This window comes from Amycolatopsis sp. NBC_00348 (assembly GCF_036114655.1).
Classification (GTDB): Bacteria; Actinomycetota; Actinomycetes; order Mycobacteriales; family Pseudonocardiaceae; genus Amycolatopsis.
On sequence record NZ_CP107994.1, the window covers coordinates 1,071,204 to 1,090,368 of the forward strand.

The following is a 19,165-nucleotide window of genomic DNA, read 5'->3' on the forward strand; positions in this document are numbered from 1 at the left end:
GAGCCTGCGGCGGGTGACGGTGTCGCCGAGCCGGACCGGCCAGCAGCAGTGGCAGCCGTGTGGGTGCCAAGCGCAGGCGAGCCGATGAGTCTGCGGCGGGTGCTCGCCTCGCCCGGCTGGGCGGAGCACGTCCGGCTGGTCGCCGGGGCCGCCGGGCTCGACCGTCCACTCGCGACGGTTCAGGCCACTTTGGACGCTTCCCACGATCCGGTGCCCGATGAGCTGGTCGTCGTCGTGCGGCCGGTCGCCGGGACCGATTGGCAGATCGATGCCCTGCTGCGGCGGTGTGCCGATGCCGGGGCCACCGGGGTGCTGCTGCCGGGCGTCGAACCGCTCGCCGCGTCGCGGTTGCTGGCCGATCGGCTGGCCGTGCCGCTGCTGAACACCCGTGCGTCGCCGCTGGATCTGGTCGTCGAGGCGCGGTTGCTGCTCGCGGCGCCGGAGCTGGCGCGGGCCGACCTCGTCCTGGCCACGCATCGCGCCCTCGGGGACCGGCCGCGGGCGCCCGAGGAGGTCGTCGCGGTGTTGCGGCGGCTGCTGCGGTCGCCGGTCGCGGTGCTCGACGATCGCGGCGTGCCCCTCGCCGGCGAACTCAGCGAAGCCGGGCGTGTCCGGCTCGGCGAACCCGTGCCGCAGCGGATCGCCCTCGACGACGGCGTGCTGCTCGCGCACCCCGCGCTGGCCGTGTGGCTGGCCGTCGAGCTGCGGGGCACCGAGGCCGCCCGCGCGGACGTCGTCCCGCCCGCCCTCGCCGTCGCGGCCGGGGCGGTGCAGCGCTGGCTGCTCGCCAACCGCCTCGAACTGGAACGCGACGCGCGCTCGCGCACGGCGTTGCTCGGTGACCTGCTGCGCCTCGACACCGAACCGGGCGCGGACCTGCGCCGCCGCGTCGCCGACGCGGGCTGGCGGCTCGGCGGCTGGCACGTCGGGCTGCACATCGGCGTCCCCGCGTCGGTCGACACCGTCGCGCGCACGCAGGAGGTCGTGCGGGCGCTGCGCGCGGAGGACGTCGACGCGGTGGTGGTCGAGCACGGCGACGGCTGGACCGGCTGGGTCACCTTCGACCAGGAGCCGACGGCCGAGCGGGTGCGCTCCCTGGCGAGCCGCCTGCAGGCCGCGCACCGGGCGTTGCGGCTGGGCGCGCACATGGGCGTCGGGCGGCCGCACCCGCGTCCGGACGGCCTGGCCGCGACGGTCGCCGAGGCGAGCGACGCCGCCCGCCTGGCCGCGACCCGGCCCGAGACGGGCCACTTCCTGCACGTCGACCAGCTCGGCATGGCCCAGCTGCTGCTCGAATGGACCCGCACGGACACGTTCGAACCCGCGGCCCGCGCACTGGTCGCGCCCCTGCGCGAGGTGCCCGGGGACCTGGTGCGGACGCTGGCGTCCTATTTGGACGCGGAGTCGTCGATCGCGGAGACGGCGACCGTGCTCGGCGTGCACCGCAACACGGTGGCGGCGCGGATCGCGCGGATCGAGCAGCTGCTGGGCGTCGACCTGTCCCGGCCCGACGAACGGCTGGCGCTGCACCTGGCGTCGCGAGCGGTGATCCTGTCCGACCCGTGACCGGCGGGGTGCGCCGGTCACGGGTGGGGACTAGTCGTCGTCTCCGCCGCCGGTGACGTTCCCGATGCTGGCGGGCACGCCCTTGATCATGTCGACGACGGTCTTGCCGGCCAGGCCCGACTTGCCGAACCACGGGTCGGTCATGACCTTGATCGCCGACTCGAACTTCTCGGCGGCGGCCGGGCTGTTGAAGAGCTTGCCCAGCTCGTGCACGGAGAGGTTGCTGATCTTGTCGAACTTCTGCATGATCTCCGGCGTCACACCGTCCACCTTGGACAGCTTGTCCTTGATGACGTCGGTCATCTGGTCGGTGAACGGCTTGTGCGGCTTGGGCTCCGGCGCCGGAGTGGCCGGCGGGTTGCCGGCGTCGTCCGGCTTCGGCGGCGCGGGCTCCGGCTTGGGCGGCGCCGGTTCGGGCTTCGGTTCCGGAGTGGCCGAAGACGGCTTGGGGTCGGGCTCGGGCTTGGGTTCCGGCTTGGGCGGCGCCGGTTCCGGGGTCGCCGAGGACGACGGCGCGGGCTCCGGCTTCGGCTCGGGCGTGGGTTCGGGCTTCGGCTCGGGTTTCGGTTCCGGCTGGGGTTCGGGCGTGGCCGAGGACGGCTTGGGTTCCGGTTCGGGCTTCGGCTCCGGCTTGGGTTCCGGCTTCGGCTCCGGGGTCGCCGAGGAGGACGGCGCGGGCTCGGGCTTCGGCTCCGGTACGGGCTCGGGCTTCGGCTCGGGCGTGGGTTCCGGCTTGGGTTCCGGTGTGGCCGACGACGGTTTGGGTTCCGGTTCGGGAGTAGCGGACGACGGCTTGGGCTCAGGCTCGGGAGTCGCCGACGACGGCTTGGGCTCGGGAGTCGCCGAGGACGACGGTGCGGGCTCCGGCTTGGGCTCGGGCTTCGGTTCCGGCTTGGGGTCGGGTTTCGGCTCGGGCTTGGGTTCCGGCGTGGCCGAAGACGGCTTCGGTTCCGGGGTCGCGTCCGGCTTCGGCAACGGCGTCGCGGGCGGCTTCGGGGTGGGTGTCGGCGTCAGGCTGCTCGTCGGGGGCTTCGCGCCGGCCAGCTCGTCACCCGCCTTGCCCATCTTCGCCAGCGACGCCACCAGGTCGCCCAGCTTCTTGGCCAGCTCGATGAGCTTCGTGCCGATCTTGCCCAGTGCCGTGGCCACCGTGCCGATCGTCGTGCCGACGAACAGCGCGATCGACGCGCCGAACGTCACCGGGGCCAGCGCCGCCGCGATCAGGGCGCCCTTGATGATCGTCGCCAGGAGCATTGCGATCAGGTCGCGGAAGATGCCGCGGAACGCGCCGACGATGCCGCCGGCGATCTTCATGTTCTTGCCGGCCTGGTCCAGGTACCAGCCCAGGGAGCCGAGCTGCTCGGTGACCGCGTCCATGTCCTTCTTGAACGCGTCGGCCGCCTTGCCGGACCAGTCCTTCATCAGCGTTTCGATCGCCGTCTGGTGGTCCTGCGACCACTGCTCCAGCTTCTTCTTCTCGGCCGTGAGCGCCTCGCTGGCCGCCGCGATGCCGATCGGGTCGCCCATCAGGATGTCCAGCGGCCACCGCAGGATCGTGATGTGCTCGATGAGCCAGCCGATCCCGGCGGTCAGCAGGCTGCCGATCGGGTCCAGCACGAGACCGATGGTCTCCAGCGCCATGCCCGCCGAGCCGATGCCGATCGCGACCTTGTCGTTGTCCTTGACGGCCTTGTCCAGGCCCACCGCCGCCTCGAAGAACCCGGCCCCGGCCGACGCGTTGTCACTGTTGAAGAGCTCGCCGCCGTGGAGGCTGACGTCCTTGCTCTTGTAGTCGTCGGCCACTATTCGAACCTCACGATCGAGTCGACGGCGTCCTGTTCACCGGACTTGTACCGCTTCGCGGCCTCGGTGACCTTGTCCGCGAACTCGCCGATGGTCTTCGCGTAGTCCCCGAACTGGTGGTGCGCTTTGTCGGTCCACGTGCTCGCGCCCGCGGCCATCAGCTGGCACGCCGGGTTGATGCCGAACATGCCGGGGTCGCAGGTCATGCCGCCGACCAGGTCCCCGGTGCTCTTGAGGTTGCTCTCGAGTTCGTCGAGGTGCTGGGCGAACTTCGCCAGCGGCTCGGAGTCGACCCGGAACCCGCCGCCGCTCACCAGGGGTTCGATTCGTCGTCGAAGGTGTCGTCGCCCGCGGGACGGCGACGCGGAGCAGGCCCGGCGGCCGGCGGTGGGCCGGTCGGCCGCGGTGGTGGTGGCGGGGTCGCGGCCGGCGGCGGGGTCCGTTCGGGCTCGGCGTTGTCCGGCGCCGCGAAGTCGCCGTCCGGCGGTGGGTCCGGCGGCAGGAAGGACCGGACCATGTCGGTGGACTCGCTGTCGCCGTTGATGGTCGCGAAGGAGTCGGCGACGCTGCGAGCGGTCTGGCGCTGCGCGTCGCGGACCGCGCCCATGATCGCCGCGGTCAGCCGGGCCGGCCCCATCTCGCAGGCCCGGAAGCCGAGCTCGAGGTTCGTCAGGGCGCCGTTGGGGGCGAGGGTCACGGTGACGGCCCCGTCGCGGGTGCGCACGGTGGCCCCGGCAGACGAAAGCGCTTCACTCAGCGCCGCCGCCTTCGCCTGCATGTCCCGGACCTGCCGGTCCAGCAGGAGTTGGAAGTCTTCACCTGGCCCCAGGTTCGGTTGCACGAATTCGACTCCTCGCCATCCGGGGAGGCCGTCTACCAGCGACGACCTGAATTCGGGCAGATTAGCGCACACCGGACGTTCACTCACTGGTAGTCGGGGGTGTGCCTGCTTTTCTCCTCGTTCTTGCCCGGTTGTGCCTCACCCGGTCGGGTTGACCCGGAGCGCGGTCCGGGTTGCACGATCGAGGGCATGACCGAACTCGACCACTACCGGCCCCTGGGCCGCTCCGGGCTGCGGGTCTCGCCGCTCGCCCTGGGCGCGATGACCTTCGGCACCGGCGCCCTCTGCGCCGACGACGACACCGCCCGCAAGATCTTCCGCACCTACGTCGACGGCGGCGGGAACTTCGTCGACACGGCGGACAACTACGGCGACGGCCGCAGCGAGGTGCTCGTCGGCGAGTTCCTGCGCGACACCGCACGCGACGACATCGTGCTCGCCACCAAGTACTCCGGGCCCAAGTTCGCCGACGGCGGCCCGGTGTCGGACCCCCGGCACCGCAGCAACGGGCGCAAGAACATGGTCGCTTCGCTCGAGGCGTCGCTGCGCCGGCTCGGCGTCGACCACGTCGATCTGTACTGGCTGCACGTCTGGGACGGCTCCACCCCGGCGGAAGAGGTGATGGCCGCGTTCGACGATCTGGTGCGGGCCGGGAAGATCCGCGCCGTCGGGCTCAGCGACGTCCCGGCGTGGTACGCGACGAAGGCAGCGATGCTCGGCGGCCCGCCGGTGACGGCGCTGCAGCTGGCCTACTCCTTGATCGAGCGCGCGATCGAGGCCGAATACGTGCCGCTGGCCCAGGAGTTCGGCATCGCGATCCAGCCGTGGGGCGCGATCGGCGGCGGCTTCCTCAGCGGCAAGTACACCCGCGACGGCGAGGGCACCGGCCGCCTCGAAGGCGCCGACGTCCCCGAGCCGCGGTGGGCGATCCTCGACGCCGTCCGCGAGATCGCCACCGAGCTGGACGCGACCCCGGCGCAGGTCGCCCTGCACTGGGTGACGCGCCGGCCCGCGATGCCGGCACCCCTGATCGGCGCCAGGTCGCCGGAGCAGCTGACCGAGAGCCTGGGTGCGCTGACCCTCGACCTGACCGACACCCAGGTGGACCGGCTGACGGAGGTGAGTGCGACGCCATTGCCGTTCCCGCACGGCATCCTGGCGCAGCTCAACGCGGGCCTGCCGCGCTAACCGTCGTCCGGCCGGTCGCGCTTCTCGTCGCTGTGGTGGCCGGATTGCGGGCCACGCACGAAGGCCGCACAGCGACGGGAATGACCGACACGGCGCGCGGTATGGGCCAACACGATGCCCGGGCTGGGCAACGCGGCGCCGGGACCGGCCCACATGGCGCCCAGGTCGGCCAACATGGCGTGCGGAACGGTCAACACGGCGCCCGGGCCCGGACAACACGGCGACGGGACCCGGCCACCATGGCGCCCGGGTCGGCCAACACGCGACGCGAGGGCAGCTCAACGCGGGCCTGCCGCGCTAACCGTCGCCGCCGTGGCCTCCGTGGTGGTCGTCGGCGACCGACTCCGCGCGGGGTTCGCCGCCGACGCAGGTCACGATCGTCACGTTCTCCGTGCCGCCGTTCTTGAACTTGATCGACGCCGAGGCGGCCGGGCCGCGGGAGACGTCGTCGGTGCGGAAGCCCGGGTCCGGGCTCCACGACCGCAGTGTCACCTGACCGCCCGCGCACTCGGCGACGAGGCTGCCACCCGGGACAGTCAGGCCACGCGGTGCCGGGGCGCTCGAAGACGAAGGAGCGGCGGCGGTGGTCGTGGGCACCACCACCGAAGAGGTGGCCGGCGCGGCCGCGAGCGCGCGGGTGACGTCGTCCTGGGACAGGGGCTGGTTCTGCGGGCCGAGGATGCCCGCGCCGACGACGTCCAGGGCGAACGTGGCGACCGCGGCCGTGGCCCCGGCGGCCAGCAGCCACCCCACCGCGATCAGCACCCCACGTCGTCCCATGTGGTCCACTGTGCCACCCCGAAGGGTTAAGGCACTCCTAACGCGGTCCTACGGTTCGCCACGATCCGGTCGACACGGCCTCGCCGGTATACCGTCCTGCGCATGGCCACGGTGTTGATCGTCGAGGACGACCCGACCATCCGCACAGCGGTGCTCCGCGCGTTGACCGACCGCGGGCACACGGTGACGTCCGCCGCGAACGCGATGACCGGGCTGCAGGCGGCGGTGACCGACCGCCCCGACGTCGTCCTGCTCGACCTCGGGCTGCCCGACCTCGACGGCCGCGAGGTGCTGCGCATGGTGCGGGCGGTCAGCGCGGTGCCGATCATCGTCGTCACCGCGCGCGGCGCGGAGGACGAGATCGTCCGGCTGCTCGACGCCGGCGCCGACGATTACGTCGTGAAACCGTTCGGTGGCGCGCAACTCGACGCCCGGATCCGCGCGGTGCTGCGGCGCAGCGAGCCGGAGGAGACGACGGCCCCGGTCGTCGTCGGCGGGATCTCGGTCGACGCGCGGACGCGGGAGGCGTCACTCGACGGCGTCCCGCTCGACCTCACGCCGCGCGAGTTCGACCTGCTGCACTACCTCGCCGCCCGGGCCGGAACGGTGGTGAGCAAGCGCGAACTGCTGGCCGACGTCTGGAAACTGCCCTACGCGGGCGCGGACAAGACCGTCGACGTCCACCTTTCGTGGCTGCGGCGCAAGCTCGGCGAAACCGCGCAGGAGCCGCGGTACCTGCACACCGTGCGCCGGGTCGGCGTCCGGCTCGCCGAACCGGGGGCCGGGTCGTGAGGAAACGGCTCGCGCTGCTGGTGGCCGTCACGATGAGCCTGGTGCTCGTCGCTTTCCTGGTGCCGCTGGCGATCCTGCTGCAGTCGGTCACCGCCGACCGCGCGGTCACCGCGGCCACGGCGAAGGCGCAGTCGCTCACCTCGCTGGTGGCGACGGCCGACGCGCGCACGCTGCAGCCGGCGATCGACCAGCTCAACACGACCGCGGGCCACCCGGTGACGGTGTTCCTGCCCGACGGCACGGTGCTCGGCGCGCCCGCCGCGCGCACGCCCGGCGTCCAGCTCGCGGCAGTGCAGGGCAGCCTGACGGTCGAGGACGCGGACGGGCGGGAGATCCTGGTCGCCGTCCAGGGCCTGCCGCGGGGGACGGCGGTGGTGCGGGCCTACGTCGACCGGGCGGAGCTGACCCGCGGGCTGGGGTCGGCGTGGCTGGTGCTGGCGGGCCTGGGGGTGTTGCTGCTGGCGCTCGGGGTGTTCGTCGCCGACCGGCTGGCCCGCGCGGTCGTGCGGCCGGTCCACGAGCTCGCCGAGGTGTCCCGCCGGCTCGCCGACGGCGACCTCGACGCGCGGGCGCGCTCCGGCGGGCCCGCGGAGGTGCGGTCGGTGACTTTGGCCTTGAACTCGCTCGCCGCCCGGATCCGGGAGCTGGTCCGGCAGGAACGGGAGGCCGTGGCCGATATTTCGCACCGCCTGCGGACCCCGCTGACCGTGCTGCGGCTGGACGCCGAGTCCCTGCGCGACCCCGAAGAGGCCGAGCGGATCACCGGCCACGCGGAGAGCCTGGAGCGCCAGGTCACCGCCCTCATCGAGCAGGCACGCCACCGCGATTCGGCGCCGGTTTCGTGCGATGCGGCGGAGGTCGTCGTCGAGCGGGCGGCGTTCTGGTCGGTGCTGGCCCAGGACCAGGACCGCGAGGTGCACTTGTACCTCGACCCGGGACCGCTGCCGGTCGCGGTCGGCGCGACGGAGCTCGCCGCGTGCCTGGACGCGTTGCTGGGCAACGTCTTCGCGCACACGCCCGAAGGAACGACGTACACGATCAGCCTCTATCCGAAGCCGGACGGCGCGCGGCTGGAGGTCGAGGACCTGGGCCCGGGGTTCGACGAGGTTCCCCTGCGCGGCCGGAGCGGCGCCGGGTCCACCGGGCTGGGGCTGGACATCGCCCGCCAGACGGCCCGCTCGTCCGGCGGGGAGTTCCACGTGCACCGGGCCATGCCGCACGGCGCGCGGATCGTCCTCGATCTCCGAAGTCCTTAGGAGTTCCTTAAGCTGCCGGAAGCGCGCTGCTATCACTGATCGCGGGATGCTCGGTTTCGTTGTCGGAGAACGAAAAAGGAGCAGCGATGCGCAAGGTACTGGTGTTCGCGGTAGCGGGAGCGGCCCTCACGATCGGCGGGACGACGGCGGCACTGGCGTCGTCGTCGCACCCGGGCACGGACGACGGCGTCCGGCCGTCCACGGTCTCGACGACGTCGGGAACGCCCACGCACAGCGGGGTTTCGGCGACGGCCACGGTGCCGGAGTCATCGGCGACCTCGGTGCCGGGCGCGACGTCCGTTCCGAGCACGTACCCGTCGGCGGACCGGCACGGCGGCCGCACGACCGAGCCCGGTGACGACCGCGGCCGGTCCACTGTGGAGCCGGGTGACGACCACGGCCGGGGTGTGGAGCCGGGTGATGACCACGGTGGGCGCGGTGTGGAGCCGGGTGACGACCACGGCGGCCGGGGTGGCGAGCCGGGTGACGACCACGGTGGTCACCACGAGGCGGGCGACGATCACGGGGGCCGCCGGTGATCCTGGAAAGCCGTGAGAGGCACCTTCATGGCGCAAAGAGCCGTGAAGGTGCCCCTCGTGACACGTGCTGCCGCGTGGTCCGCGCCGCCGCCGGCGGTCAAGCCGTGCGCGTGGTGTCAGGCCGTGGGCGCGCCCGCGGTCACCGGGCCGACGGTCAGGTTGTGCGCTTCGGCGGAGTCGTCCAGCGCGCCCTGGTTCCAGGGCAGGGTGATGGCCGGGTCGAAGGTGTCGCCGCGCGGGGTGGTCGTCGCCGGCGCGGTCACCGTGACGCTCGTGGGCGACACCTGGTTCTCCGGGGCTTCGATGCCGGTCCAGTGCAGCAGCATCGACGCGGGCGCGCCGTCGGCGACGGTGACCGCCGGGGCGTCCGCGGCGGCCGGGTCGGGGGTCACGGTGACGCCGTCGGCGCCGGTCAAGGTGACCGGGAGCGCGCCCGGGAGGGTGCACGATTCGCCGGGCTTCGCGGTGAAGACCAGCGAGGCGTAGCGCTGGCCCGCGCCGGGGTCGCCGGCGACCAGCGTCGTGTCGACCTGGCCGGAGGCGCAGTTGAAGTCGGTCGGCATCGCGGAGGCGGCCCCCGCCCCGGCGACGACAGCGGACGCGGCGGCGCCGGTCACGGCGAGAACGGTCACGGTGCGGCGGATGCTCGGACGAGTGGTCATGAGCTGTACCCCTTCCGGTGTCGGGCGGTTCCGGTGAGTGGTTCACCGAACTCCGCGCTCACTAGGAAAGATGCCCACGACCCGTCCGGGTTAGCTCCAAAGTGGGGTTGCCCGCAGAAAAGCAACCCTGGGTGATCTTGAACGTCTGACTAAACGTGATCCCGTGCGCGACGGCGCTGGCTGTTCACGTGCACCGGCCTGCGGGACCCAGCGAGACGCCGGCGTCGGCGAGACCACACCCACGAACCTCACCCGGCGAGACACGGCGGTCGCCGCGATGGCGCGCACCACGGCGACGGCACGGGTCGGCTCGGCACCAGCCGGTCCGGCTTCGGCGGGCGTGACTCGGTCTCGTTGGCGACGCTGGCGGGCGTGGTCCGGCCCTGTCAATGAAGCTGGCGGGCGCGGTTCAGCCCCGCCGGTGGCGCTGGCGAGCGCTTCGACCGGCGACAGGCCCTTCGCACGTGTGAACGGCAGGCAGACCCCGTCCACACCTTCGGGACGGGGATCGCCGAAACAGCCGGTCCGGACCCGGCCGGTCAGCCTACCGGCACGCCGCGGACCGTGACCGGGCCTCGGGTCGGGTCCAGTTCGGGCGCCTGGTCGACTCCTGCCGGGGTCAAGACATCCAGGGCCTTCGGTGCCGTCACCGGGTCGGCGGTGCACACCGGGGCCGTGCCGCCCGTCGCGCACAGGCCGAACGTGTACTGGCCCGCCGTCGGGGTGAACGGCCTTGCCTGGTCGGGGGAGTTGCCGTCCTGGCCGGTGAGGACCGCCGCGAACGTCCAGCCCGCTCCCGGCGTCCCGAACGCCGACTTCGCCACGCTGACCGTGATGTAGCGCGTCGCCTGCGAAGCCTGGACCGAAGGTGTCGCCAGCGCGGCGCCCGAAGCGTCGACCAGTGACGGGTCGGCGAAGCCTTGGACTTCCAGGCGCCTGCTCCACGCGTCGGCCGGTGCGATCGTGTACGCCCGGCTCGGGAACGGGGCCGCGGTCGAGGTGGTCGTCGCGGCCGGGTCGTGGGCGTAGATCGTCAGCAGCTGGGCGCCCAGCGGTGATCCGAACGTCGGTGTGAGGTCGCGGACCTGGGCGCGGAACACCAGGTTGGTGCCCGAGTCGATGACCTGGAACCGCTGCAGGTCGAACGCGCCCGCGTGGAAGTCCGTCGCGGTCGGGTAGGTGTACGTGCCCGGGCCGTTGTCGTCGCCGTCCGGGTCGGTCTGGTCCAGCAGGACCGTGCCCGTCACGAAGTCCGAGCTGATCGTCCGCTGCGCGTAGCCCGTGCCGGCACCGGTGGCCGTTGCCGTGACGACGTTCGCGCCCAGCGGGGTCGGCACCGTCGCGGCGAAGGTTCCCGTGGCCGAAGCCCGCACCGAGAGCACCGTGGTCGTCCCGGCGTCGGTGGCCGAGACAGCCAGGTCGACCTGGCTGCCCGCAGGCGCGGTGCCGGTCACCGCGGCCGTCGCGGTCGAGACCGACGCCGGTGCGTCCAAGGTGACCGTCAAGGCCGCGGGTGGGGCGTGGGTGACGTACCGGGCGCGGACGTCGGCGGGCTGCTCGGGCAGCTTGCCGTCCGCGACGGCCCGGGCCAGGCGCACCGACTGGGACTGCGCCCAGCTCAGCGGGGCGACCGAGCCGACCGACTGGCCCGGCGTGAACCCGATGGACGCCGTCCGCGGGTCGGTGCCGTACGGCGACGCCGGGACCGCCGGGTTCTCCCAGATCTGCTCGGGGATCAGGCCGGTCCCGCCGGTCTGGGCGCGCATCGCGCGCAGCAACGCGGCCGCGCCCGCGCGGTCGCCGGTCTGGACGGCCTGCTCGCCGCGTTCGCCCGCGAGCACCGGCCAGAGGTGCCCGGACCCGGTGTTGGTCGTCGGCCACGGCGTGCCGGTCGGGGCGCAGTTCGTCGGGTCGGGCTCGTAGCAGTCGCCGTAGCCGTCCTCGCTGCCCGGCGCCGACGTGCCGTAGCGGTACCAGCCCGGCCCGGCCGGGGTGTCCCGCTTGATCACGCGGTCGACGACGGCCAGCGACGCGGTGACGTCGGGGTCGGTCGCCGGCAGCACGCCGAGGCGGGTCAGCTCGAGGAACCCGGCGTCGACGACCGCGCGCTGGTCGGCGTCCACCGAACCGTTGCCGAGGTTGTAGAAGTACTCCGAGTTGGGGTCGCCGTTCTTCGTCAGCCGCAGGAAGTAGCGGCCGCCGTACGGGCCGGTGGACGTCACGGTCCAGCCCTTGATGCTGCGCTGGAACTGGTCGGCGGTGGCCCGGTAGACGCGGGCGCGCGCCGGGTCGCCGTTGTGGTCGGCGATCACGCCGGCCGCGACGAGCCCGGCGATCTCGGCGGCGATCGTCGAGGGGGAGTAGCCGCCCTGCTCTTCCCAGCGCTCGGAGCCGAACGACGGCCCGTGCGCGACGACGAAGTCGGCGGCCGCGCGGATGTGGCCGGTGTAGAGCGTCCGGTCGCGGTCGAGCCCGGCCTGCAGCGCCATCAGGATCGGGTACGCGCTTTCGTCGAGCTGGTCACCGCCGGAGTCGGGGGCCTTCTTGCCGTTGAGCAGGGAGTTGCGCGGGAACCGGCCGTCCGGCTGCTGCTGGCGGGAGAACAGCCAGCGCACGCTCGCCCGCGCCGTGTCGCGGTCGCCCGCCGCGAGCAGGCCGGAGAAGCTTTCGTAGAGGTCGCGGGCGAAGATCTCGCGGTAGGAGCCGAAGTACACGGGCTTGCCGCCGGGCGCGTCGCCCGCGGACACCGCTTGGCCCCACGGGCTGCCGAGCGACGCCACCACCGCGCCCGGGAACGTCTTGTCCTCACTGGCCTTCAGCACGTTGGCCGACTGGTAGTAGGCGTCGGAATCCTTGCCGCGCAACGGGGTCAGCCCGTTGTCGTAGTTCTGCCAGCCGCGCGCGTAGTCGCGGTAGCTCTGGTCGAACGGCGTGCGCAGGCTCGCCCCGGCCGTCGCGACGGCGGCCCGCGCGTCCGTGCCGAAGCCCAGCGCCAGCACGGCCGGGCGGCGCGGGGCCAGGTCCAGCTGCGCGGTCTGCACGACGTTGCCGTTCACCGCCGTCGGCGTCGGGTCGGTGAGCCGGTGGGCGCGGTCCAGCTGGGCCAGCCCGTCACCGGCGGTGCCGGCGAAACCACTGCTGGTGCTCAAGAACCTGCGGTCCGCGCGCAGGGCGGCGGCCAGCGGCGTGCCGTAGTCGCGGGCCGGCGCGCTCGACACGGTGTTCGTGTCGGCGCTGACCAGCGCGGTCGTCGCCGCGTCGACCGTGGCGGTGTCCCCGCCGCCGTTGGTCTCCCCACCACCGCCGTTGCCGTTGACGCTCGCGTCGAACCGCACGTAGACCTTCAGGTCCCGGCCGGAGTCGCGCAGCGGCTCGAGGCGGGTCCGGATCAGCACGCCGGTGCGCGCCGGGTCGGCCAGGTACTCGGTGACCAGCCGGTACTTGCCGCTGCGCGGGGTCGAAGTCACCTCGCAGGCCATCCCGCCCGCGCTGGTCCGGACCGTGTAGGTCATGTCGCGCGCCTGCAGGTCGGTGAAGCTGCGCCCGTCGGTGACGGCGAACTGCAGCGTCTCGACGTTCGTGTTGTCGATCACCGGCGCGTAGACGTCGGAGAGCACGCCGTTCGCGACGGTGAACCACGCCTTGCTGGTCGTGTTCCGCGCGGTGCCCAGGCAGTCCTTGCGGGCCAGGCCGAAGTGCGAGACGGCGCCCGGACCGGGATCGGTGGCCGCCGAGGCGGCGGGCACGGGCAGGAAGGTGGCGGCGGCCAGCACCGCGCAGAGCACCACGGACGACGTCGACCGAGTCATCCGCACATCGGATCACGCCCGTTCGCGCCGCACCAGGGCCGAACGGCCGCCCGGTCGCGGTGACCGTTGGTTGAGAACCCGCACGGGTGGGTAGCAAACCCACAGTCCCCCGAGGAGGTGAATATGGAAGAGCACGGATCGGATGGATGGAACTACCGCGGCACGATCACCCCGCGCACGTTGCCGGGTCTGCGCCGCCATCTCATGTCGTGGCTGCGCAGAAGAGCCGGCGACGAGGTGGGCCGTCAGGCCGACGAGATCGTCCTGGCCTGCTGGGAGGCGATGGCCAACGTGCTGGACCACGCCTACGGGGGCCGGCCCGGCGAGATCGACGTCCGGGCGCGGATCGACGACCGGGTCCTGATCGTCACGATCGCCGACCGGGGCAGCTGGCAGGCCCTGGAGGAGCAGGCCGGCCGCGGCCGCGGGCTGCGGCTGATCCAGGCGCTGGTCGACGGGCTCGACCTGCGCTCGACCGACGACGGCACGGTCATGACGCTGACCTGGCCGTTCCCGGTCCGCCGCAGCGCCTGAGCGGCGGAGGACCGGACGCCGTCAGCCCGGCGTCGCGCCGTCGGACAGCTCGGCGACGAACCGGGCCGCGATGTCCCGCAGCTTCACGTTGGTGCGCTGGGACTCCGTGATGAGGCGTTTCATGGCTTCGTCGGCGGAGATCCGGTGCACGGCCATCAGGATGCCTTTGGCCTGCTCGATCACCGCCCGCGATCTCATCGCGGCCTCGAGCTCGGTGGCCCGCTGCCGGGCCTGGTGGTAGCGCCGCGTGGTGCGCAGGCCGAACGTGACGATCGTGGTGTAGAGCTTCAGCAGCTGGGAGTCGGTCTCGGCGAACCCGTGGTCGCCGAAGCCGAAGAGGTTCAGCGCGCCGCCGAGGTGCTCGTCGACCCGCAGCGGCGCGGCGAGGTAGCTGCCGACGCCGACGCTCCCGGCGTACTCGGTGAACTCCGGCCACACCCGCCCGGCCGTGGCGAGCGGCACCCGGACGATCTCGCCGGACGACGCCGCCTGCAGGCACGGGCCCTCACCGGCCGCGTACTGGACGTGGTCGATGTCGACGGCGCGGTCGTCGGTGGCGGCCGCGGTCGTCGGCTCGCCGTCACGGATCGCGGTGATGCTGGCCATGTCGGCGCCCGGGATGGCCCGGATGGCCTCCGCGCAGACGGCCTGGAGGATCTCTTCGGCGGATTCGGTCTCCAAAGCACCCGTGAGATCCGCCATGGCGGCGGTCAGCTCGTCGAGGTCTTCGGCGGGAATCGGCGCACCGGTCACTGCTCAACTCCGTCCGGGCCGCTGCGGTCAGGTCTCGAACCGCTGCTGCATCAACGGAACGGCGAAACCCTACCCGCGCCGGTCGCGTCCTCCGCAACACTGGGCCCGGTACGGCGGTGGCACCGGCCCGGGCTCGCTGCTGAACACCGTGGGTTGGCTGCCGGGACGCCACCTGGCGACCGCCGGCAGTGCCACCCACACATCCAGCCGTCACTGCCCCACGCGTACCCCAGCGGGCCCGATCCCAACCGGGCTCAGCGGATCGTGACCTCGGCGACCCTGGTGAGCCCCGACACCCGCAGCACCCGTCCGAGCAGCCGCGGGGCCACCAGCCGCAGGTCGTGGGAGCCGGCCCGGTCGAACAGCACCGCGACGCCGGCGCTGTCGAGGTAGGTCACGCCGGTGAGGTCCACCGTGACGGTGCCGCCCGCCGCCAGCTCGCGATCGAGCGCCGAGCCGAACTCGGCGGCGTTGCTCATGTCGATCTCGCCGGTCACGGTGAGTGTCCGGTCTCCCGCGTCATCGGGACCGGGGACCAGGGTGAGTGCCGTCGTCACGAACCGATTCTCCATTCCAAGATGACGGTGGTGCCCTCAGGGTCGTGGCGGACGGTGACCGCGTCGGCCAGCGCCTTCATCATCGGCATGCCGCGCCCGCGCAGCACGTGGTTGTCCGGCGGTGGCTGCTTCCAGTGGCCGCGGTCGGTGATCGTCACGACCAGCCGGGCGCCGCTGAGGCTCGCGGACAGGTGCGGGTTCGCGCCGTCGCCGTCCACGTAGGCGTGTTCGACCGCGTTCGCGCAGGCCTCGCCCGCGGCGACCAGCACGTCCTGCGCGAGGTCCGGGTCGAGCTCCGCGGTGGCCAGCCACGCCCGCAGCCAGTGCCGGGTCGCGGCGAGGCTGTCCGGGTGCGCCGCGAACTCCATCGTCAGCGGCGGCACGGTCCGGCGGTAGAGCAGCAGGGCGACGTCGTCCTCGTAACCGTCGGCCGGGCGCAGCGAGGTCATCAGCGTGCTCGCCAGGTCGGCCAGCTCGGCGTCGTGCGCGCGGTGGGCGACGCCGGTCGCGCGGTCGATGCCGTCGTCGAGCGACTCGCGGCGGCGTTCGACGAGCCCGTCGGTGTAGAGCATGAGCAGCGAGCCGATGGGGACGACCGCCGTGGCTTCGGGCCGGGCTCCGGGGACGCGGACCGCGAGCGGGACGCTGCCGCCCGCGTCGAGGGACTCGGCCGTGCCGTCCGGGTGGATCAGGGTCGCGGGCGGGTGCCCGGCGCTGCTGTAGGTGAGGGTGCCGGTGGCGGGATCGAGGACACCGCAGAACACGGTGGTGCACAAGGCATCCGGCACCTGGGCGGCGAAGCGGTCCAGGGCGGTGAGGGTGTGCGACGGGCTGCTGGCCTCGAGCAGCAACGCCCGGCAGGCGCTGCGCAGCTGGCCCATCACGGCCGCCGCGGGCAGACCGCGGCCGACGCAGTCGCCGACCACGATGCCGATGCGGTCGTCGTCGAGGGTGATCACGTCGTACCAGTCGCCGCCGACCTCCAGGGGCGGGGTCGCCGGTTCGTAGCGCACCGCGAACCCCTCGGGAAGCCGGGCGGGGCCGAGGATCGAGCGTTGCAGCGCGAGGGCGACCTCGCGCTGCCGGTCGTCGCGGTGCGCGCGGCGCAGGGCGTGCGCGAGGGTGCCGGCCAGCAACGCCAGCAGCGTCTGGTCCTCGGTGCCGAGCGGCCGCCCGGCCGCGGGCTCCACCCAGAGCGTCAGCTGCCCGTCGGGGTGGTCGAGGGTGGTGCCGGCGGCCGCGCCCGCCGTCGCCGCGTGCAACGCGGGCAGCGAGCGGATGCGGTCGAGCGTCGCGCGCACGGAGGAGTCGAGGTCGGCCCACCGCCGGTCGCCGGGGTCGGTGGAGGTGAGCCCCGGTTCGCCGATCCGCGGCCAGGTGACGGCCAGCACGCGGTCGGCCCGCCACAGGTCGCGCAGCAGGTCCACGGCGGCGCCGAGCACGGCCGGGACGCCGCTTTCCCCGGTGAGGCGCTGGTTCATCGCCGCGAGCGCGGCTTCCCGCTGCACGGCGTAGCGCTCGGCGGTGACGTCGCGGATCGTGCCGACGAGGCGGCGCCGGCCTTCGTCGTCGTTCAGCTCGTTGTACGCGGTCGCGGCCCAGACCCGGTGGCCGTCGCGGTGCCGCATCGGCAGCACGAAACTGCCGGTGGGCTCGGCCTTGGCCCGGGCGAGGGCGTCGAGCACCAGCCGGTGCCCCTCGGGATCGGTGTCCGCGGCGGGCAGCCAGGGGAACGGCTGGGCATAGGGCAGCCCGTCCGCGCCGTAACCCAGCAGCTCGGTGAACGCGGCGTTGATCTCCACGATCCGCCCGTCCGCGTCGCCGACGAAGAAGCCCTCCTGCAGCGAGTCGATCATCGCCGCGCGCCAGCGCGTGTGCTGCGTCCGCAGCCGGGCCAGCCGGATCGTGGTGCGCACCCGGGCGAGCAGTTCCCGCGCGGAGAACGGCTTCACGAGGTAGTCGTCGGCGCCGGCGGCCAGCCCGTCGACCGCGGCCTCCTGCCCGGCCCGCGCGGAGAGCAGGAGCACCGGGACGGCGGCCGTGCGCGGGTCGCCGCGCAGTTCCGCCAGCAGGGCCAGCCCGTCCAGCCGGGGCATCATCACGTCGCTGATGATCAGGTCCGGCGGGTCGGCGGCCGCGGCGGCGAACGCCTCGACGCCGTCGCGCACCGACGTCACGGCGTACTCGTCGCGCAGCAGCCGGGCGAGGTACTCGCGCATGTCGGTGTTGTCGTCGGCGACCAGCACCCGCGCCCCGGTGAGCCCGGACGGGACGACCTCGGCCGCCGGGCCGTCGTCCGGTCCCGGCAGCCAGCGCAGGGTTTCCGCCACGAACGGCTCGACGGCCTCCGCGGCGATCCCGCCGTGCGCCGGCCCGGTGGCGACCTGCTCGGCGGGCAGGTGCCCGGTGCCCAGCGGCAGCCGGATGCGGAACGTCGTGCCGGCGCCGGGCGTGCTGTCCGCGGTGATGACGCCGCCGTGGATGCCCACCAGCTCGCGCACCAGGGCCAAGCCGATCCCGCTGCCCTCGTTCGACCGCGCCCGCGCCGAGGGGATGCGGTGGAACCGCTCGAACAGCCGGGGCATCTCGGCGGCGGCGATGCCGATGCCCGTGTCGCTCACCCGCACCTCGGCGTGCTCGCCGTCGCGCCCGGCCGACACCCGGACCGTGCCGTCGAAGGTGTACTTGACCGCGTTGGACAGCAGGTTGAGGACGACCTTCTCCCACATCCCGCGGTCGACGTGCACCGGTTCGCCGACGGGCTCGCAGTCGACCTCGAACGCCAGCCCGGCCCGCTCGACGGCGGCGCGGAACACACTCGCCAGCTCCGCGGTGAACTCCGCGAGGTCGACCGGCTCGAAGCGCGCCTGCATCCGGCCCGCCTCGATCCGGGAGAAGTCGAGCAGGTTGTTCACCAGCCGCCCGAGGCGCACGGCGTTGCGGTGGATGACGTCGACCTCTTCGCGCACCGCCTCGCCGGCGCCGGCGAGCGTCTCCCGCAGTTCGGCCGCCGGCCCCAGGATCAGGGTGAGCGGCGTGCGGAACTCGTGGCTGACGTTGGAGAAGAACGTCGTCTTCGCGACGTCCAGGGCGGCCAGCTCCTCGGCGCGCTCCTGCTGCACCTGGTAGGCGACGGCGCCGTTGACCAGCGCCGTGGTCTGCTGGGCGACCAGGCCGAGGAACGTCCGGTAGTTCTCGTCGACGGCGTGCCCGCCGCTCGCCGCGAGCACGATCACCCCGGTGGCCGGGGTGTCCGCGGCGCCGGGCAGCGGCAGCACCATCGCCTCGGCGGGCGCGGTGGACCAGCCGCCCGCCGGCAGCTCGCCGAACTTCCCAGTCAGCCCGGTCACGACACGCGGGACGCCGTCGGCGAGGACCTCCGCCAGCGGCCAGCCCTCCGCGTCCCCGGAGCCGCCGGGCGTCACGGCGGCGAGGGTGAGGTCATCGGTGCCCGGGCGGCGGACGTGGATCGCGGCGTAGGGGACGTCGGCCCCGGCGCGGCCCAGCACGTCGGTCACCAGCTCGCAGGCTTCCGTGACGGTGCGGGCGATCCCGGCTCGCGCGCCCAGCTCGCGCAGCGCGGCGAGCCGGCGCTCGCCGATCACGCGCTCGGTGCTGTCCGTGCAGGCGGTGAACACGGCCTGCACCGCGCCGTTGTCGTCGTGCAGCGGGCTGTAGGAGTACGTCCAGTACGTCTCTTCCCAGTAGCCGTGCCGGTTGACCGGCAGCAGCATGTCCTCGGACCAGGTCGCCTCGCCGGTCTCCATCACCCCGGCCAGCATCGGCCCGATGATGTGCCAGATCTCGGACCAGACCCGTTCACCCGGCTTGTCGAGCGCCGGGTGCTTGGTGCCGAGCAGCGGCAGGTAGGCGTCGTTGTAGAGGAACCGCAGATCCGGTCCCCACCAGACGATCATCGGGAAGCGGGAGGTCAGGCAGATCCGCACCGCCGTCGTCAGGCTCGGCGGCCAGCCCTCCGGCGGGCCCAGCGGCGAGGACGCCCAGTCGAACTCCCGCATCCGCGTCGCCATCCGGCTGGTCCCGGGGATGACGGCACCGGGGCCGGACTCGTCAGCGGCGGTCAT

General features: G+C 73.3%; 15 protein-coding genes. 6 read left to right on the top strand and 9 right to left on the bottom strand.

Annotated features, from left to right (window positions below; translation table 11 throughout):
• Positions 1-84: 84 nt before the first annotated feature.
• The gene (locus OHS58_RS05195; RefSeq protein WP_328647322.1) at positions 85-1,566 is read left to right on the top strand and encodes a helix-turn-helix domain-containing protein; all 1,482 of its coding nucleotides are present in this window, start codon (positions 85-87) and stop codon (positions 1,564-1,566) included.
• 30 nt (positions 1,567-1,596) lie between these two features.
• Here the strand turns inward: OHS58_RS05195 and OHS58_RS05200 are convergent, their stop codons facing one another.
• The 3 genes from OHS58_RS05200 to OHS58_RS05210 are packed head-to-tail and all read right to left on the bottom strand — an operon-like array spanning position 1,597 to position 4,210.
• Positions 1,597-3,369, bottom strand: coding sequence for a WXG100 family type VII secretion target (locus OHS58_RS05200; protein ID WP_328647323.1), 1,773 nt, complete (start codon positions 3,367-3,369; stop codon positions 1,597-1,599).
• Positions 3,369-3,683: a hypothetical protein gene (locus OHS58_RS05205; protein ID WP_247053731.1), complete on the bottom strand. Its 315-nt coding sequence runs from the start codon at positions 3,681-3,683 to the stop codon at positions 3,369-3,371. The genes OHS58_RS05200 and OHS58_RS05205 overlap by 1 nt, the downstream gene beginning before the upstream one ends.
• The gene (locus OHS58_RS05210; protein ID WP_328647324.1) at positions 3,680-4,210 is read right to left on the bottom strand and encodes a YbaB/EbfC family nucleoid-associated protein; all 531 of its coding nucleotides are present in this window, start codon (positions 4,208-4,210) and stop codon (positions 3,680-3,682) included. The genes OHS58_RS05205 and OHS58_RS05210 overlap by 4 nt, the downstream gene beginning before the upstream one ends.
• Positions 4,211-4,399: 189 nt before the next feature.
• On the opposite strand from OHS58_RS05210, the gene OHS58_RS05215 reads away from it, so the two are divergent.
• A complete protein-coding gene (locus OHS58_RS05215) occupies positions 4,400-5,398 on the top strand; it encodes an aldo/keto reductase (protein ID WP_328647325.1) in 999 nt (332 codons plus the stop codon).
• A 297-nt stretch (positions 5,399-5,695) separates the two neighbouring features.
• Here the strand turns inward: OHS58_RS05215 and OHS58_RS05220 are convergent, their stop codons facing one another.
• The gene (locus OHS58_RS05220) at positions 5,696-6,178 is read right to left on the bottom strand and encodes a hypothetical protein (RefSeq protein WP_328647326.1); all 483 of its coding nucleotides are present in this window, start codon (positions 6,176-6,178) and stop codon (positions 5,696-5,698) included.
• Between the two features lie 102 nt (positions 6,179-6,280).
• Here OHS58_RS05220 and OHS58_RS05225 point away from each other — a divergent pair, with 102 nt between their 5' ends.
• The 3 genes from OHS58_RS05225 (at position 6,281) to OHS58_RS05235 (ending at position 8,765) form a co-directional block, all read left to right on the top strand.
• Positions 6,281-6,970, top strand: a complete 690-nt coding sequence (locus OHS58_RS05225; RefSeq protein WP_247053722.1) for a response regulator transcription factor — start codon at positions 6,281-6,283, stop codon at positions 6,968-6,970.
• The gene (locus tag OHS58_RS05230; RefSeq protein ID WP_328647327.1) at positions 6,967-8,226 is read left to right on the top strand and encodes a sensor histidine kinase; all 1,260 of its coding nucleotides are present in this window, start codon (positions 6,967-6,969) and stop codon (positions 8,224-8,226) included. Before OHS58_RS05225 ends, OHS58_RS05230 begins: the two co-directional genes overlap by 4 nt.
• 86 nt (positions 8,227-8,312) lie before the next feature.
• The gene (locus OHS58_RS05235) at positions 8,313-8,765 is read left to right on the top strand and encodes a hypothetical protein (protein WP_328647328.1); all 453 of its coding nucleotides are present in this window, start codon (positions 8,313-8,315) and stop codon (positions 8,763-8,765) included.
• Between the two features lie 116 nt (positions 8,766-8,881).
• Here the strand turns inward: OHS58_RS05235 and OHS58_RS05240 are convergent, their stop codons facing one another.
• Both OHS58_RS05240 and OHS58_RS05245 read right to left on the bottom strand, forming a co-directional pair.
• Positions 8,882-9,427, bottom strand: coding sequence for a DUF4232 domain-containing protein (locus tag OHS58_RS05240; protein WP_326951047.1), 546 nt, complete (start codon positions 9,425-9,427; stop codon positions 8,882-8,884).
• A 539-nt stretch (positions 9,428-9,966) separates the two neighbouring features.
• A complete protein-coding gene (locus OHS58_RS05245) occupies positions 9,967-13,236 on the bottom strand; it encodes a glucodextranase DOMON-like domain-containing protein (RefSeq protein WP_328647329.1) in 3,270 nt (1,089 codons plus the stop codon).
• A 123-nt stretch (positions 13,237-13,359) separates the two neighbouring features.
• Here OHS58_RS05245 and OHS58_RS05250 point away from each other — a divergent pair, with 123 nt between their 5' ends.
• A complete protein-coding gene (locus tag OHS58_RS05250; protein ID WP_326951045.1) occupies positions 13,360-13,770 on the top strand; it encodes an ATP-binding protein in 411 nt (136 codons plus the stop codon).
• Positions 13,771-13,791: 21 nt separating this feature from the next.
• Here the strand turns inward: OHS58_RS05250 and OHS58_RS05255 are convergent, their stop codons facing one another.
• The 3 genes from OHS58_RS05255 to OHS58_RS05265 form a co-directional block, all read right to left on the bottom strand.
• Positions 13,792-14,523, bottom strand: coding sequence for a GAF and ANTAR domain-containing protein (locus OHS58_RS05255; RefSeq protein WP_326951044.1), 732 nt, complete (start codon positions 14,521-14,523; stop codon positions 13,792-13,794).
• Positions 14,524-14,777: 254 nt separating this feature from the next.
• The gene (locus OHS58_RS05260; RefSeq protein ID WP_247053708.1) at positions 14,778-15,080 is read right to left on the bottom strand and encodes an STAS domain-containing protein; all 303 of its coding nucleotides are present in this window, start codon (positions 15,078-15,080) and stop codon (positions 14,778-14,780) included.
• A complete protein-coding gene (locus OHS58_RS05265) occupies positions 15,077-19,165 on the bottom strand; it encodes a SpoIIE family protein phosphatase (RefSeq protein WP_328647330.1) in 4,089 nt (1,362 codons plus the stop codon). Before OHS58_RS05265 ends, OHS58_RS05260 begins: the two co-directional genes overlap by 4 nt.

What these genes read in the sequence shown, in the direction of transcription:
- OHS58_RS05235 (WP_328647328.1), top strand. Translation starts at nt 8,313, where the DNA reads ATGCGCAAGGTACTGGTGTTCGCGGTAGCGGGAGCGGCCCTCACGATC.
- OHS58_RS05215 (WP_328647325.1), top strand. Translation starts at nt 4,400, where the DNA reads ATGACCGAACTCGACCACTACCGGCCCCTGGGCCGCTCCGGGCTGCGG.
- OHS58_RS05240 (WP_326951047.1), bottom strand. Translation starts at nt 9,427, where the DNA reads ATGACCACTCGTCCGAGCATCCGCCGCACCGTGACCGTTCTCGCCGTG.
- OHS58_RS05225 (WP_247053722.1), top strand. Translation starts at nt 6,281, where the DNA reads ATGGCCACGGTGTTGATCGTCGAGGACGACCCGACCATCCGCACAGCG.
- OHS58_RS05265 (WP_328647330.1), bottom strand. Translation starts at nt 19,165, where the DNA reads ATGACCGCCGCTGACGAGTCCGGCCCCGGTGCCGTCATCCCCGGGACC.
- OHS58_RS05220 (WP_328647326.1), bottom strand. Translation starts at nt 6,178, where the DNA reads ATGGGACGACGTGGGGTGCTGATCGCGGTGGGGTGGCTGCTGGCCGCC.
- OHS58_RS05250 (WP_326951045.1), top strand. Translation starts at nt 13,360, where the DNA reads ATGGAAGAGCACGGATCGGATGGATGGAACTACCGCGGCACGATCACC.
- OHS58_RS05245 (WP_328647329.1), bottom strand. Translation starts at nt 13,236, where the DNA reads ATGACTCGGTCGACGTCGTCCGTGGTGCTCTGCGCGGTGCTGGCCGCC.
- OHS58_RS05195 (WP_328647322.1), top strand. Translation starts at nt 85, where the DNA reads ATGAGTCTGCGGCGGGTGCTCGCCTCGCCCGGCTGGGCGGAGCACGTC.